Consider the following 15781-nt stretch of genomic DNA (forward strand, 5'->3'; position numbering starts at 1 on the left):
GTCAGCGGTCCACGTCAGCCATAACGAAATCGATGCTACCCAGGTAGGCGATCAGGTCCGCGATCATGCTGCCGTTGATCACCGAGGGGATCTGTTGCAGGTGCGCGAAGCTGGGCGTCCGGATGCGCGTGCGGTAGCTCATGGTGCTGCCGTCGCTGGTCAGGTAGTAGCTGTTGATGCCCTTGGTCGCCTCGATCATCTGGAAGGCTTCGTTGGCCGGCATGACCGGGCCCCAGGAAACCTGCAGGAAGTGGGTGATCAGGGTTTCGATGTGCTGCAGCGTGCGTTCTTTCGGCGGCGGCGTGGTCAGCGGGTGGTCGGCCTTGTACGGGCCTTCCGGCATGTTCTTCAGGCACTGCTCGATGATCCGCAGGCTCTGGCGCATCTCGCCCATCTTGACCATGCAGCGGTCGTAGGCGTCGCCGTTATGGGCCAGCGGCACCTCGAACTCGAAGTTCTCGTAGCCGGAGTAGGGGCGGGCCTTGCGCAGGTCGAAGTCGCAACCGGTGGCGCGCAGGCCGGCGCCGGTGGTGCCCCACTCGAGGGCTTCCTTGGTGTTGTACTGGGCGACGCCGATGGTCCGGCCGCGCAGGATGCTGTTCTTCAGGGCCGCGGTCTCGTACTCGTCGAGGCGCTTGGGCATCCAGTCGAGGAACTCGCGGACCAGCTTGTCCCAGCCGCGCGGCAGGTCGTGGGCGACGCCGCCGATGCGGTACCAGGCCGGGTGCAAGCGGAAGCCGGTAATGGCCTCGACCACCTTGTAGGCGCGCTGGCGGTCGGTGAAGGTGAAGAACACCGGGGTCATGGCGCCGACGTCCTGGATGTAGGTGCCCAGGTACAGCAGGTGGTTCAGGATGCGGAAGAACTCCGCCATCATGATCCGGATCACGTCGACCCGCTGCGGCACCTTGATCCCGGCGAGCTTCTCCACCGAGAGCACGTAGGGCAGGTTGTTCATCACCCCGCCGAGGTAGTCGATGCGGTCGGTGTAGGGGATGAAGCTGTGCCAGGACTGGCGCTCGGCCATCTTCTCGGCGCCGCGGTGGTGGTAGCCGATCTCCGGCACGCAGTCGATGATCTCCTCGCCGTCCAACTGCAGGATGATGCGGAACGCGCCGTGGGCGGACGGGTGGTTCGGGCCGAGGTTGAGGAACATGTAGTCCTCGTTCTCGCCGTGGCGCTTCATGCCCCAGTCTTCCGGCTTGAAGCGCAGGGCTTCCTGCTCCAGGTCCTGCTTGGCGGCGGACAGGGAGTAGGGATCGAACTCGGTGGCGCGTGCCGGGTAGTCCTTGCGCAGCGGATGGCCCTGCCAGGTCGGCGGCATCAGCATGCGGGTCAGGTGCGGGTGGCCGGTGAAGGTGATGCCGTACATGTCCCACACTTCGCGCTCGTACCAGTTGGCGTTGGGCCAGATACGGGTGGCGGTGGGCAGGTTGAGGTCGCGCTCGGACAAGGCGACCTTGATCATCACGTCACTATTACGCTCCAGCGACATCAGGTGATAGAACACGCTGAAGTCGGCGTTCGGCAGGCCGCGGCGATGGGTGCGCAGGCGCTCGTCGACGCCGTGCAGGTCGTAGAGCATCACGTAGGGCTTGGGTACCTGACGGAGGAAGGTCAGGACTTCGATCAGTCTTTCGCGCGGGACCCAGAGCACCGGCATGCCGGTACGGGTGGGCTGGACGGTGAAGGTCTCGGCGCCAAAGCGGGAATTCAGTTCGACGACGATATCCTGGTCGTCTGCCTTGTAAGGCGGGATGTACAGAGCGGAGTCTGCAGTCATGGTCTCGGTCGCTTTCGGTCAACGGTGGGGTGAACGCGGTTGGTCTCGGCCGGCCAGCGGGGCTGGCCGGGAGTTCCGGATCACACTTCGTCGGGGCTGCGCAGGTTGGTCACCTGGATGCGCTGCTCGCGTTTCAGGTCTTTCTGGGCCGGCATGTCGGCGCGGTAGACCCCCTGGTCGCCAACGACCCAGGACAGCGGACGGCGCTCCTGGCCGATGGATTCCTGCAGCAGCATCAGGCCCTGCAGGAACGCCTCCGGACGAGGTGGGCAACCGGGGATGTAGACGTCCACGGGGAGGAACTTGTCGACCCCCTGGACCACCGAGTAGATGTCGTACATGCCGCCGGAGTTGGCGCACGAGCCCATGGAAATGACCCACTTGGGTTCGAGCATCTGCTCGTAGAGGCGCTGGATGACCGGAGCCATCTTGATGAAGCAGGTGCCGGCGATGACCATGAAGTCGGCCTGGCGCGGCGAGGCCCGGATCACTTCGGCGCCGAAGCGGGCGATGTCGTGCGGCGCGGTGAAGGCGGTGGTCATCTCCACGTAGCAGCAGGACAGCCCGAAGTTGTAGGGCCAGAGCGAGTTCTTGCGACCCCAGTTGACGGTGGAGTTCAGCACATCCTCGAGCTTGCCCATGAAGATGTTCTTGTGAACCTGGCCCTCGACCAGCGGGTCGGCTACGGTTTCCCGTTCGCCTATCGGGTACTGGTCGTTGGCCGCATCGGGGTCGATCCGGGTAAGTTTGTATTGCATCGCCAAAGCCTCATTGTTTTAGCTTCGCCTGCCGCTTGCGACGGCTTTCGGGTGCCCAGTCGAGCGCACCGATCCGCCAAAGGTAGACAAGACCCGCCAACAGAATTGCTATGAAAATGGTTGCCTCGATCAGGCCGGCCCAGCCGCTTTCGCGAACCGACACCGACCAGGCGAAGAGGAAGAGGGCTTCGACGTCGAAGATCACGAAGAGCATCGCGACCAGATAGAATTTTGCCGACAGGCGCAGGCGGGCGCCGCCGGTGGGGACGATCCCGGATTCGAAGGGTTCGTTCTTGCTGCGACCAAATGCCTTGCTGCCAAGCAGGGCGGAAACCCCTAGCATGAAGGCGAGAAGGCCAACGACCCCTAGAAGGAAGGCAGCGAATCCCCAGTGATGAGCTGCAAGTTCAGCTGGGTTTGGCATGCTGATACTCCTTCTGTACCGGATATATAAGATCGTGGGTTCTGGGCGCAATGCCCGACTTCTTGCGCAACCCGCTGCGTAGTGAGCTAAGGGTTGTAAGTATCTTTCCGATTTTATGCCCAAAGCGCCGGACAAGTAAATTTTTCTAACACAAACAGACGCTTCTCGGATTTTTCCGGCGCTTTGGTTCAGCGCCGGAAGCCTCGTGATTGCTGCCTTTGCGAGAGGTGGCGCGGCTTGGCTGGCTTTTGGTCGTATTGCCGGGGAGGTCGGGGAAGGGCTTTTTCGGGCAACTCAAACGATAATGAATATCGTTTGCAATGTCGCATCCGCATAACTTCGCTACATATATTCCATGCGACGTTACTATTGTTTACGCTTTTATTGGTAATTACTCCCGTTCAATCCTTTATTGCATTAAGCCGGGAATATTTTCCCGGTCGGCCCGTGGCGGTTTTTCTTCTTGCGCAAGCCTGGCCCCGGCTCTGCCGCAGCCGCTGGCGTCGGCGAAGCTCCATGGCGCGGCGGTGGCTGCGCAAGGCTTGCCGCGGTTCGCCTCGCCGCCCTGGTGTAGTCGTTTTGTGGCTGCGCTACCTGGATGATCCGGCAGTGTCCCGGCGTTTCTTGCTGACCCAGGCCCAGATCATCTCGCAGGCGATCGGCTGGTTGCCGCTCTCGTCGCTGACCGTGACCGCCACGCGGACCTCGCCTTTTTCCTGTTGCCGGATCTGGGCGATCTGCCCGGCCTCCAGGGTGGCGACGGCGGACAGGTCGCCCTGGGCCCGCCTGAGGTAGTCGATCTTCATGGTCTTGATCAGCGGCAGCTTGTCGTCCGGTACGTTCATTCCGACCAGGAAGCCGCTGGCCGACTCGGCGAGCAGGGCCATCGCCGCGGCATGGATGCCTTTTATGTGGTTCTGTACCGGCCGGCGATTCTTCAGGCTGAGGATGGCGCGCTCCTGCCCCAGTTCATGGATGCGCACCCTGGCAGTGCCGGCGAAGCGCACCTGGGAGCCCAGCAGCAGCGACAGGCCGCGGCTGCGCAGGCGGCGGGGGAGAAGGTTGATGGCGCCGACGGCGCGGCTGAGGCGGTTACGCTTGGACATGCTGGCATCCTTCCTTGAGAGGGGGAGCCTGCATTCCACCCGCTTTGCCCGGGCTTGCCCACGGCTGTAGCGGCGACCCGCGCCGGCACTCCGGCCAACGCGGGTCGCCATGGCTCGTCAGAGCAGGCGGCGACCGTCCTCGCGGGTGATCACCACGGTGGCCGAGCGTGGCCGCCGGCCCGGGCCGTCCGGCCAGGCGCTGAGCAGGTTGTCGGCGGTCGAGCCCTCACCCGGATGCTGGATATTGATGAACAGCGTACGGAAGTCCGGCGTCGCGGCGATGCCGGTCACCTCGCAACCCAGCGGGCCGGTGAGGAAGCGTTTCAGCTCGCCGGTGCGCGGGTCGGCCACCAGCATCTGGTTGTTGCCGAACGGGCCGCCGCTCAGTTGGCTGCCGCTCATGTCGGTCTGGATCCACAGCCGGCCTTCCGGATCGAACCAGAGCCCGTCGGGGCTGGCCAGGATATTGTCCTGGTTCAGCGGCTTGCCGTCCGGACCGCGGCTGTCCTCGGCCGGCCCGGCGAGCATGAACAGGTCCCAGGTGAAGCGCTGACCGGCGTAGTCGCGGCTGCGCTCGCGCCAGCGGATGATGTGGCCGTAGGCATTCCTGACGCGTGGGTTGGCGGCGTCGGCGACGCTGCGCGAGGTGTTGTTGGTGAGGGTGAAGTAGACGTCGCCGTTGTCCGGGTTGACTGCGCCCCACTCCGGGCGGTCCATCCTGGTCGCGCCGAGGACGTCGGCGGCCAGGCGGGTGTTGATCAGGACTTCGCCCTGGTCGGCGAAGCTGACCCCGGCCTTGCGGCAGGCGGCGCGGAAGTTGCCGTCGGCGATGTCCAGCGGCAGCCACTGGCCGCTGCCATCGGCGTTGAAGCGGGCGACGTAGAGGGTGCCTTCGTCGAGCAGGCGGGCGTTGCTACGGCCCGGACGGAACCTGTCGCGGCTGACGTACTTGTAGATGTACTCGTTCTGCGAGTCGTCGCCGGAATAGCAGACTACCTGGCGGCCCGGCTTGACCGGGGCGAAGATCAGGCCCTCGTGGGCGAAGCGGCCGAGAGCGGTACGCTTGACCGGCACCGATTGCGGGTCGAACGGGTCGATCTCGACGATCCAGCCGAAGTTGTTCGGTTCGTTGCGGTAGTCGTCCTGGGCCTGTTTGCCCTTGCGGGTGGCGTCGAAGCGCTCGAACTCGTCGCCCGGCAGGGTTTCCCAGCCGAAACGGCTGGTGTCGCGAATGCCGTAGCGGGACAGCTCGCGCGGCAGTTCGCTGTCCTGGGTGGAAAAATAGCCGACCCAGTTCTCTTCGCAGGTGAGATAGGTGCCCCAGGGAGTGAAGCCGTTGGAGCAGTTGTTGTGGGTGCCGCGGGTGCGGGTGCCGTCCGGGCTGTAGCGGGTGCGCAGCAGTTCGTGGCCGCGTGCCGGGCCGGCGATGCGCATCGGCGTGGCGGCGGTGATCCGGCGGTTGCGCTGCGACGGCACGACATTCCATTCGCCATTCACGTTGCGGCGGATCTCCACCACCGAGACGCCGTGGGCATTGATTTCCTTGCGTACTTCGTCGGCGACGGTGCGCTTGCCGTCGACCACGGTCGGGCCGTTGGGGTGCAGCAGCGGCGCGTCGATGTACTCGTGGTTGAGCACCAGCAGGCCGTGGTTGCTGACGTGGCCGCCGCCGAAGCCGAACTGCGCGTCGATCGGGAAGAAGTGCATGCCGTCATGGTGCATGCCGATCTGGTCCGCCTGGTCCTGGGCGCTGTTGCCGGCGTTGTCGAGGAAGCCCGGGTAGCTGCCGCTGATCGGCGTGCCCCAGGGAATGAACGGCGTCGCCTTGTAGCCGGCGGGCACGCGGATGGCGTCGGCGCGACTGCTGGCGATAGCCTCGAAGGGCAGGCGGTTGCGGCGCTTGAAGGGGAACCCGCGCAGGCTTTCTGCGCCGGCGGCCTGCGTTTCGGCGGGGGCGGCGCTGGCGGGCAGCGACACGCCGAGGAAGGCCAGGGCGCCGAGCGCCGCACCACCGGCCAGGACCTGGCGGCGGCCGAGGCCGGCGATCAGGTCGTTCATGTGTGGGTTGCTCGAATGGTTGCTGGGCAACTCGTCGCCATCACCGAACAGGACGGCATTGTTTTTTTCCAGGCTCACGGACGTGCTCCTTGTGGGCTGATCGACGGAGCATTGACGCTAACCGCGGAAAGCGACGGGACGATGACAGCGGCGCGAGGCCTTTTGCCACCATCCGGAAATGAAAAGACCCCGGCCGAGGCCGGGGTCTTCGCGGGGTGGACCGGGCAGGTCGTGGCTGCCCGGCTGGCCCTGTTCCTCAGTGGAACTGGTTCATGGTGTTGTCCTTGCCGCTCGCCTTCAGAGCCGCTTCGCCAGCGAAGTACTCCTTGTGGTTGTCGCCGATGTCGGAACCCGCCATGTTCTGGTGCTTGACGCAGGCGATGCCCTGGCGCAGTTCCTGGCGCTGCACGCCCTTCACGTAGGCCAGCATGCCTTCGTCGGCGAAGTAGCCCTTGGCCAGGTTGTCGGTGGACAGCGCGGCGGTGTGGTAGGTCGGCAGGGTGATCAGGTGGTGGAAGATGCCGGCGTGGGCCGAGCCGTCACGCTGGAAGGTGCGGATCTTCTCGTCGGCGACCTTGGCCAGCTCGGTGTCGTCGTACTCGACGCTCATCAGCTTGGCGCGGTCGTAGGCGGAAACGTCCTTGCCTTCGGCGACGAACGCATCGAACACCTGCTGGCGGAAGTTCAGGGTCCAGTTGAAGGACGGGCTGTTGTTGTAGACCAGCTTGGCGTTCGGGATCACTTCGCGGATGCGGTCGACCATCGCCTTGATCTGGCCGACGTGCGGCTTCTCGGTTTCGATCCAGAGCAGGTCGGCACCGTTCTGCAACGAGGTGATGCAGTCCAGGACGCAGCGGTCTTCGCCAGTGCCCTTGCGGAACTGGAACAGGTTGGAGGCCAGGCGCTTCGGACGCAGCAGCTTGCCATCGCGCTTGATCACCACGTCGCCGTTGCCCAGCTCGGCCTCGGAGATTTCCTCGCAATCCAGGAACGAGTTGTACAGGTCGCCCAGGTCGCCCGGCTCGTTGGTCACGGCGATCTGCTTGGTCAGACCGGCGCCCAGGGAGTCGGTACGGGCGACGATCACGCCATCGTCCACGCCCAGTTCGAGGAAGGCGTAGCGAACGGCATTGATCTTGGCGAGGAAGTCGCTGTGCGGAACAGTGACCTTGCCGTCCTGGTGACCGCACTGCTTCTCGTCGGACACCTGGTTCTCGATCTGGATGCAGCAGGCGCCGGCTTCGATCATCTTCTTGGCCAGCAGGTAGGTGGCCTCGGCGTTGCCGAAACCGGCGTCGATGTCGGCGATGATCGGTACCACGTGGGTCTCGAAGTTGTCGATCTGCGCCTGCAGCTCGGCTTCCTTGGCCTTGTCGCCAGCGGCGCGGGCAGCGTCCAGGCCGGTGAACAGCAGGTCCAGTTCGCGGGCGTCAGCCTGGCGCAGGAAGGTGTACAGCTCTTCGATCAGGCCGGAAACCGCGGTCTTCTCGTGCATGGACTGGTCCGGCAGCGGGCCGAAGTCGGAGCGCAGCGCGGCGACCATCCAGCCGGACAGGTAGAGGTAGCGCTTGTTGGTGGTCTTCAGGTGCTTCTTGATCGAGATCAGCTTCTGCTGCCCGATGAAACCGTGCCAGCAGCCCAGCGACTGGGTGTAGACGGAGGAGTCCGCATCGTATTCGGCCATGTCCTTGCGCATGATGGCCGCGGTGTACTTGGCGATATCCAGGCCGGTCTTGAAGCGGTTCTGGATACGCATGCGAGCTGCGTACTCGGGGTTGATCGCGCTCCAGCTGCTGCCGTTCTTCTCTTTCAGCGCGGCAACTGCCTTGATCTCGTTCTGATATGCGGACATGGTCAATCCTTCAAGAAATGTATTGGTTGAGCACCGACTGACCCACTCAAAACCTGCTGGTGAAGGTTGTCTTGCGGGTGGCTCACCGCTGCATGGCGAGAGAATGACCGTGGCGAAGAATGACGCCGGAGGAGGGGGTGGAGACGAACAGTTCGCGGACCGTGCTCCTCGACTGGCAAGCGCCGTCCGGCTCGTGGCTGCCGGTGGGCGACTCGCTGCCGAGTCTTTCGATCTGGCTGATACGTAAACGCTTCCCCGTCCCTCAGGACAACTTCGTTCCAGTCGCAATCTCGTCAAGCCGCCTTGTGGGCGGATCGGCACGGTGGAGGCCGAGGGCGTATCGGCGCAGACACCGGGGGCTCGTCGTTGCAGAGCCCCTGATTAGCGGGAGCGGGGCCATCATGCTCTGGAAAAAATCCTTCGTCAAACCTTTTGTAGTGTTTTTTCAAGGCTACTACACGAAGGTCTAAGAGTGACCGGATGGTCTTGTCTGGTCGAGATGATTCCGAATGGATCGAAAATGCTCGCAAAAGCCCGCGCTCCGGGGCTTTGCCGGGGCGTGGCGGAAAATCTTCCGGGGGCTGCCGTCGGTCAGTCGAGCGCTTCGACTTTCAGGCGCAGGCTGGTGTCGTCGCGTCCCTGGGTGGAGTAGCGGCGGACGAAACCGCGCTGGTCGGCCTGGTTCTGCTCGCTGACGCCGCCGAGGGTGATCCATTCGCCGAGCTTGCCGCTGACCCGGGTGTCGGTGCTCTGGGTATCGATGACGCCGGGATGGCTCTGGCTGAGGCGGTCATTGCTGGAGCTGATGGTGACGTGCACCAGGTTGCCGGTCAGGGTCGCGGTGACGTAGAAGCCGCGGTTGACGTTGCGGTATTCGGTCTGGCTGTAGATCTGTCCGTAGGGTCCGGTGGCGGTGCTGGTGATGGGCACGCTCTGGCCGACCTGGATCAGCGCCGGGTAGCCTTCGGTGGCCTGGACCTGCTGGGTGCCGCCGGCGCGGCTGTCGGTGGAGCGGCGGATGATGCGCACGCGATCCTTGCCGTCGACTTCGCCGCGGCCGCTCTGGATCTCCACGTTGCCGGCGCTGGCCGAGCCGTCCACCGAATAACCGTGGCTGTCCTGTTGCAGGTTCTGGCTGGTGTCGACGGTGATCAGCAGGCGATGCGGGCGCGAGTCGATCTGTTGCAGGACGGATTGCAGTTCGCGGATCTTCGCCGGCTCGGCGTTGACGATCAACTGGTTGCCGTAGGCGCTGACCTTGCCTTCGCTGCCGATGACCGATTGGGCCACCGCCATCACGTCGTCGGCGGTGCGGTAGTTGAGCGGGATCACTTCGGTGCGTGGAGCGGCGGAGGCGCCGAGGGCGAGCGTCGCCAGCAGGGAAGAGAACAGGATGGTGCGCAACAGGGTCACAGGAGGAGGCTCCGCAGGTCCGGGTCGGAAAGACTGGTGTTCCAGGCCCGTTCGAAGCGAGCCTGGAGCTGGCGCACCCGCCCGGCGGCCCGGTAGCAGGCGTAGCCCGCCGGTTGCGCCGGGTGTGGGCGCAGCAGCAGGCCCTGCTCGTCGGCCAGGAGGAAGGCGTCGTCTTCTCTAGGGTAGTCCGGGTTGAGGCGGCGGATCAGGCAGTTGCTCGACAGGCGGCGCGAAAGCGTGATCAGGCGGTGGCCGTTGCGCACGGCCTGGGTGCTGTCGCCGACAAGGATGCGCAGGCGGTTGCGCGGATTGGCCAGGAGGAAGCGGGTGCAGGCGTCCTGGACGCTGCTGTGGTGGTAGAGCCAGGGTTCCAGGTCGGGACTGTACAGGCACAACGAGCGGCGGGCCTGCTGCAGCAGTGCCAGGGCGTGGGCGCGGGCCTGTTGCGGTTGCTCGAAGCGCTCCAGCGGTTGGTGCTCGCCGAGCCGGAACGGCGCCGCTTCCGGAGATTGCGCAGGCGCCGCGTCGCTCGCCGGGTTGTGCACGGCAAAGCGCCCCGGAGAGCTGAACTCGATGGCCGGCAGGTCGGCCGGCGCGGACTCCGGGGCGTCGTCGTGCATCGGGCCTCAGTCGCTGTCGCGGACCATGTCGACGTGAGGCAGGCCGGCATCGAGGAACTCGCCGCTGTCGACCTTGAAGCCCAGTCGCTCGTAGAAGGGAATGGCATAGACCTGGGCGGTCAGCAACTGGCGCTTCAGGCCGCGTCGCTCGGCTTCCGCGATGGCCGCGCGCATCAGCGCGTCGCCGACCTTCAGGCCGCGCCAGTCCTTGAGCACCGAGACCCTGCCGATGTGGCCGTCGCCCAGCAGGCGCGCGGTGCCGATCGCGTATTCGCCTTCATAGGCGAGAAAATGCACGGCTTCGTCGTCTTCGGCGTCCCATTCCAGTTCCGGCGGAACCGACTGTTCGGCAATGAAGACCGCTTCGCGGATGCGGCGCAGCTCGGCATTGTCCTTCTGCCAGTCGGCTACGCGTACGCGGATCTTATTCATCTGCAAACTCCAAACTGCCCTGTTTGACCAACTCCGCCAACAGCTTACGCGCATCGTCATCGGCCAGCCATTGGCCGAGGTTTTCCAGATGCAACGCGTCGGCCGAGCAGACCAGCTTCAACAGCTCCTTGAGCTGGCCGGGGAGCAGCACGCTCTGGCCGCTGGCGAACAGCACCAGGCCGATATCGATCTCGCTCCAGGCCAGGCGCGCGCTGGGGTTGCGCACCAGCAGCGCGCCATCCTCGAGGGCGCCGAACAGCTCGTCCTCGGCGATTTCCTCGCCGGCCACCAGTTCCGGATAACGCGGCTCGGTCATGAACTGGCCGAACCAGGTCAGCAGCAGGCGCTCGTCGCTCATGTGTTCCTGGATCAGGCCCTGCAGGCGCTCGAGGGCGTCGCGCTGGATCTGGTGCGGATCGTCGCCTACCGGCTGCAGGCCGGCGTCGCTGTAGCGTTCCTCGTCGGAGAGGAACTGACCGAGGAAGTCGGTGAAGTGGGTCAGCACCTCGGCGGCGCTGGGGGCGCGGAAACCGATCGAGTAGGTCATGCATTCGTCTTCGGCGATGCCGTAGTGGGCCAGGCGCGGCGGCAGGTAGAGCATGTCACCGGGCTCCAGGACCCACTCGTCGCTCTGCTCGAAGTCGGCGAGGATGCGCAGGTCGGCGTGCTCGCGCAGCGGGCTGTCGGCGCTGCACACCTGGCCGACCTTCCAGCGCCGGCGCCCGTGGCCCTGGAGCAGGAACACGTCGTAGTTGTCGAAGTGCGGACCGACGCCGCCGCCGGGCGCGGCATAGCTGATCATCACGTCGTCGATCCGCCAGCTGGGAAGGAAACGGAACCGCTCCAGCAGTTCGGCGACTTCCGGGACGAACTGGTCGACCGCCTGCACCAGCAGGGTCCAGTCCTGTTCCGGCAGGTGCTTGTAGTCCTCCTCCTGGAACGGGCCGCGGCGCATTTCCCAGGGGGTTTTCCCGTGTTCGAGGACGATGCGCGATTCCACTGTCTCCTCCAGCGACAGGCCGGCCAGCTCGTCGGCGGACAGTGGGCTTTCGAAGTCCGGGATCGCCTGGCGGACCAGCAGCGGCTTGCGCTGCCAGTAGTCGCGGAGGAATTCGGCAGCGGTCAGCCCGCCCAGAAGTTGCAGGGGAGTATCAGCATTCATGGATAAGTCCTTGAAACAAAAACGCCCGGCACAGCCGGGCGTGCAAAAGGGTTGCGTGCTCAGATGCGCTTGGCCTGGGCGGCGGCATTGCCGACGTAGCCGGCCGGGGTCAGCTTCTTCAGCTCGACCTTGGCTTCGGCGGGAATCGCCAGTTCTTCGATGAAAGTCTGCAGGGCCTCGGCGCTGATGCCTTTGCCGCGGGTCAGTTCCTTCAGCTTCTCGTAGGGGTTCTCCACGCCGTAGCGGCGCATCACGGTCTGCACCGGTTCGGCGAGGACTTCCCAGCAGGCGTCCAGGTCTTCGGCTATGCGCTGGGCGTTCAGCTCCAGCTTGCCGATGCCCTTCAGGCTGGCCTCGTAGGCGATGACGCTGTGGGCGATGCCGACGCCGAGGTTGCGCAGCACGGTGGAGTCGGTCAGGTCGCGCTGCCAGCGCGAGATCGGCAGCTTGCTGGCCAGGTGCTGGAACAGCGCGTTGGCGATGCCGAGGTTGCCTTCGGAGTTCTCGAAGTCGATCGGGTTGACCTTGTGCGGCATGGTCGAGGAGCCGATCTCGCCGGCCACGGTCTTCTGCTTGAAGTAGCCGAGGGAGATGTAGCCCCAGACGTCGCGGTCGAAGTCGATGAGGATGGTGTTGAAGCGGGCGATCGCGTCGAACAGTTCGGCGATGTAGTCGTGCGGCTCGATCTGCGTGGTGTAGGGGTTGAAGGTCAGGCCGAGGTCGCCTTCGATGAACTGGCGGGCGTTGGCTTCCCAGTCGACGTCCGGGTAGGCGGACAGGTGCGCGTTGTAGTTGCCCACCGCGCCGTTGATCTTGCCCAGCAGCTCGATGCCGGCGACCTGCTTGATCTGCCGCTCCAGGCGGTAGACCACGTTGGCCAGTTCCTTGCCCAGGGTGGTTGGCGAGGCGGGCTGGCCATGGGTGCGGGAGAGCATCGGCACGTCGGCGAATTTCACCGCCAGTTCGCGGATGGCCTCGGCGATCCGGCGCATCAGCGGCAGCAGCACGCTGTCGCGGCCCTCGCGGAGCATCAGGGCGTGGGACAGGTTGTTGATGTCCTCGGAGGTGCAGGCGAAGTGGATGAACTCGCTGACCGCGGCCAGCTCCGGGAGCTTGGTGGCCTGCTCCTTGAGCAGGTACTCCACCGCTTTCACGTCGTGGTTGGTGGTGCGCTCGATGTCCTTGATGCGTTCGGCGTGTTCCAGCTGGAAGTCGCTCGCCAGGCTGTCGAGCAGGGCGTTGGCCTCGGCGGAGAACGGCGCGACCTCGGGAATCCCGGCGTGGGCGGCGAGACGCTGCAGCCAGCGGACTTCCACCATGACGCGGAAACGGATCAGGCCGTATTCGCTGAAGATCGGACGCAGGCTGCTGGTTTTGCCGGCATAGCGGCCATCGACGGGGGATACCGCGGTGAGCGAGGAAAGCTGCATGAGACGTTCTCGTGGCTGGAAGTCAACGAAAAAGGGGCGCATATCATACATGAAAGGCGCGCTCCGGTGGGGCACTCAGCGGGGCCTTTCGGCGGAGCGGTTGCCCAGCAGGGGGATCAGGCTGGCGGCGAAGATCAGCGCGGCGCCGAGCAGCGATGTGTGGCTGGGCAGTTCGTCCCAGCGCAGCCAGGCGATCACCCCGGCGAACACGATGGCCATGTAGGCGATCGGCCCGATCACTCCCGGAGAGGCCAGGGCATAAGCCTGCGACATGGTCAGTTGGCCAAGGCTGGCGAACAGTCCGGCAGCGAGCAGCAGGAGCAGTTCGTGGCCGTTCAGCGGCTGCCAGGCCCAGGCCAGCGGCACGGCGGAGAACAGCGCGCCGAACAGGGCGAAATAGAACACGATGCGATAGGCCGGCTCGCTGTCGCTCATTTCGCGGATCGAGACGAAGGCGCAGGCGGCCATCAGGCTGGAGGCGACACCGACCAGGGCGATCGGCGCCACTACCGCGCCGCTGGGCCTGGCCACCAGCAGCACGCCGAGGAAGCCGACCAGGGTGGCGCCCATCATCCGGCGGGTCAGCGGCTCCTTGATCCACAGGTGTGCGATCAGCGGGGTGAACACCGGCGCGGCATAGCTGAACAGCATGGCGTCGGTCAGCGGCAGGTGGGCGAGGGCGTAGAAGTAGCAATACATGCCGCCCAGGCCGTAGGTGGTGCGCAGCAGGTGCGACAGCGGGCGGCGGGTGCGCAGCGGGCCGATACCGCGGGTCAGCGCCAGGGGCAGGAAGAACAGCACGCCGACGAGGTTGCGGAAGAACACCACGGTTTCGTTGTTGACGGTGCTGGAAGCCTCGCGGATCAGGCCGCCCATCAGGGCGAAGAATAGCGCTGAAAGAGCCAGCATGGCGGCGCCCTGGGTCGGGCTGTTGCGCCGTTGTGGCTGGCTCTCGGCCATGGCTAGCCGCGCAGCAGGGGGTAGAGTTCGTTGAGCAGTCGGCGCCGGCTGAACACCATCTGCCAGCGGCTGCCGCCCAGCTGCCGCCAGAGTCGCGCCGAGCGGATGCCGGCGAGCAGCAGGGCGCGGATCCGCGCGGCGTTGCTGCTGACCTGCAGGTGGCGCATGTCGCCGTGCACCTGGATGCGCTGGCGGAAGGTGCTGAGGGTGTCCTGGTAGATGCTGGCGAACGAGGCGATGACGTTTTCGTGGACCAGGCCGAAGTGCTGGACCTGCTGTTCGACCTGGTCGAGACGCTGGCCGATCAGGTCGAGCATGTCGCCGCGCTTGTCCAGTTGCCGTTCCAGGGTCAGCATCGCCAGGGCGTAGCGCAGCGGTTCGCGCTGCAGGCTGCCGGGCTTGCGTTCCAGGGCGCTGGCCAGGGCCTTGAAGCCGTCGCGCAGGTTGAGGCTGTCGCCACCGTAGACGTCCAGCGTGCTGGCCGGGTTGCGCGCCAGCAGGCTGCCGAGCATGCAGCCCAGCGGGGCTTCGCTGATCTGCCCGGTGCGTGCCAGCTTGTCGACCAGTGCTGCGGATTCGAAGACGGCGCCGAGGGCGATAAGTTGCTGGCGCGAATCGCTCACGGGCGTCCTCCGAAGTCCCAGGCTTCCGCCGTTTCGATCACGCCGCCGCCGAGGCAGACCTCGCCGTCGTAGAACACCACCGATTGCCCCGGGGTCACGGCGCGCTGCGGTTCGTCGAACACCGCGCGGTAGCCGTCGGCGGTTTTCTCCAGGACGCAGTCCTGGTCGCTCTGCCGGTAGCGCACCTTGGCCCGCAGGCGGCGTGGCCGCTCCAGTTCGACCGGGTTGACCCAGTAGATTCGCGAGGCCAGCAGGGCGCGGGAGAACAGCAGCGGGTGGTCGTTGCCCTGGCCGACCAGCAGCACGTTGCGCTGCAGGTCCTTGCCGAGCACGTACCAGGGGTCGTCGCCGGCTTCCTTGAGGCCGCCGATGCCGAGGCCCTGGCGCTGGCCGATGGTGTGGTACATCAGGCCGCTGTGGCGGCCGATGACCTTGCCTTCGGTGGTCTCGATGTCGCCGGGCTGGGCCGGCAGGTATTGCTTGAGGAAATCGGTGAAACGCCGCTCGCCGATGAAGCAGATGCCGGTGGAATCCTTCTTCTTCGCCGTGGCCAGGCCGTGCTTCTCGGCGATGGCGCGGACTTCCGGCTTCTCCAGTTCGCCGACCGGGAACAGGCTGCGGGCGATCTGCTCGCCGCCCACCGCGTGCAGGAAGTAGCTCTGGTCCTTGTTCGGGTCCAGGCCCTTGAGCAGTTCGGTGCGCCCGTCGAGGTCGCGGCGACGCACATAATGGCCAGTGGCGATCAGGTCGGCGCCGAGCATCAGCGCGTAGTCGAGGAAGGCCTTGAACTTGATCTCGCGGTTGCAGAGGATGTCCGGGTTCGGCGTGCGACCGGCCTTGTACTCGGCGAGGAAGTGCTCGAACACGTTGTCCCAGTATTCCGCCGCGAAGTTCGCCGTGTGCAGCTTGATGCCGATCCGGTCGCAGACGGCCTGGGCGTCGGCCAGGTCCTCGCGGGCGGTACAGTATTCGGTGCCGTCGTCCTCGTCCCAGTTCTTCATGAACAGGCCTTCGACCTGGTAGCCCTGCTGCAGCAGGAGCAGGGCGGAGACGGACGAGTCGACGCCGCCGGACATGCCGACGATCACGCGCTCGCGGCGTGGGGTGGGGGCGGATTCAGACATAGCGATCAGGCGTCACGGGCGAATTCGTAAAACGCG

14 protein-coding genes are annotated in these 15781 nt (G+C 65.4%); all 14 read right to left on the reverse strand.

Features of this window, described 5'->3' with window-relative positions; translation table 11 throughout:
- Position 1 precedes the first annotated feature (1 nt).
- A complete protein-coding gene (nuoC, locus tag B7D75_RS11815; RefSeq protein WP_012075442.1) occupies positions 2 to 1783 on the reverse strand; it encodes an NADH-quinone oxidoreductase subunit C/D in 1782 nt (593 codons plus the stop codon).
- Positions 1784 to 1863: 80 nt separating this feature from the next.
- Entirely contained in the window at positions 1864 to 2541 is a 678-nt protein-coding gene (locus tag B7D75_RS11820) for a NuoB/complex I 20 kDa subunit family protein (RefSeq protein ID WP_012075443.1), read from the reverse strand.
- A gap of 10 nt (positions 2542 to 2551) precedes the next feature.
- Positions 2552 to 2965 carry an NADH-quinone oxidoreductase subunit A gene (locus tag B7D75_RS11825; RefSeq protein ID WP_012075444.1) on the reverse strand — a complete coding sequence of 138 codons (414 nt, stop codon included), beginning with the start codon at positions 2963 to 2965 and terminating at the stop codon, positions 2552 to 2554.
- A 590-nt stretch (positions 2966 to 3555) separates the two neighbouring features.
- On the reverse strand, positions 3556 to 4110 hold the full coding sequence (locus B7D75_RS11830; RefSeq protein WP_074197412.1) for a DUF4442 domain-containing protein: 555 nt from the start codon (positions 4108 to 4110) through the stop codon (positions 3556 to 3558).
- 78 nt (positions 4111 to 4188) lie between these two features.
- Positions 4189 to 6207: a PhoX family protein gene (locus tag B7D75_RS11835; RefSeq protein WP_053813781.1), complete on the reverse strand. Its 2019-nt coding sequence runs from the start codon at positions 6205 to 6207 to the stop codon at positions 4189 to 4191.
- A gap of 178 nt (positions 6208 to 6385) precedes the next feature.
- Positions 6386 to 7981 (reverse strand): isocitrate lyase, encoded by a 1596-nt coding sequence (locus tag B7D75_RS11840; RefSeq protein ID WP_003153232.1) that lies wholly within the window; start codon positions 7979 to 7981, stop codon positions 6386 to 6388.
- Between the two features lie 591 nt (positions 7982 to 8572).
- Complete coding sequence (locus B7D75_RS11850) at positions 8573 to 9394, reverse strand: secretin N-terminal domain-containing protein (protein ID WP_034082220.1); 822 nt, start codon at positions 9392 to 9394, stop codon at positions 8573 to 8575.
- Positions 9391 to 10014 (reverse strand): DUF7931 domain-containing protein, encoded by a 624-nt coding sequence (locus tag B7D75_RS11855; protein WP_012075448.1) that lies wholly within the window; start codon positions 10012 to 10014, stop codon positions 9391 to 9393. Before B7D75_RS11855 ends, B7D75_RS11850 begins: the two co-directional genes overlap by 4 nt.
- Positions 10015 to 10020: 6 nt before the next feature.
- A complete protein-coding gene (locus B7D75_RS11860) occupies positions 10021 to 10446 on the reverse strand; it encodes a GNAT family N-acetyltransferase (RefSeq protein ID WP_003153225.1) in 426 nt (141 codons plus the stop codon).
- Positions 10439 to 11608: a ribosomal protein uL16 3-hydroxylase gene (locus B7D75_RS11865; protein ID WP_003153222.1), complete on the reverse strand. Its 1170-nt coding sequence runs from the start codon at positions 11606 to 11608 to the stop codon at positions 10439 to 10441. Before B7D75_RS11865 ends, B7D75_RS11860 begins: the two co-directional genes overlap by 8 nt.
- Positions 11609 to 11667: 59 nt before the next feature.
- A complete protein-coding gene (purB, locus tag B7D75_RS11870; RefSeq protein WP_107114031.1) occupies positions 11668 to 13038 on the reverse strand; it encodes an adenylosuccinate lyase in 1371 nt (456 codons plus the stop codon).
- Between the two features lie 75 nt (positions 13039 to 13113).
- Positions 13114 to 13998 carry a DMT family transporter gene (locus B7D75_RS11875; RefSeq protein ID WP_012075450.1) on the reverse strand — a complete coding sequence of 295 codons (885 nt, stop codon included), beginning with the start codon at positions 13996 to 13998 and terminating at the stop codon, positions 13114 to 13116.
- A gap of 2 nt (positions 13999 to 14000) precedes the next feature.
- Positions 14001 to 14621, reverse strand: coding sequence for a high frequency lysogenization protein HflD (hflD, locus tag B7D75_RS11880; protein ID WP_033996678.1), 621 nt, complete (start codon positions 14619 to 14621; stop codon positions 14001 to 14003).
- Positions 14618 to 15745 carry a tRNA 2-thiouridine(34) synthase MnmA gene (mnmA, locus tag B7D75_RS11885; RefSeq protein ID WP_033996676.1) on the reverse strand — a complete coding sequence of 376 codons (1128 nt, stop codon included), beginning with the start codon at positions 15743 to 15745 and terminating at the stop codon, positions 14618 to 14620. The genes hflD and mnmA overlap by 4 nt, the downstream gene beginning before the upstream one ends.
- Between the last annotated feature and the right edge of the window lie 36 nt (positions 15746 to 15781).

Origin of the sequence: Pseudomonas paraeruginosa (genome assembly GCF_003025345.2) — a bacterium.
In the GTDB taxonomy this organism is placed as follows: domain Bacteria; phylum Pseudomonadota; class Gammaproteobacteria; order Pseudomonadales; family Pseudomonadaceae; genus Pseudomonas; species Pseudomonas paraeruginosa.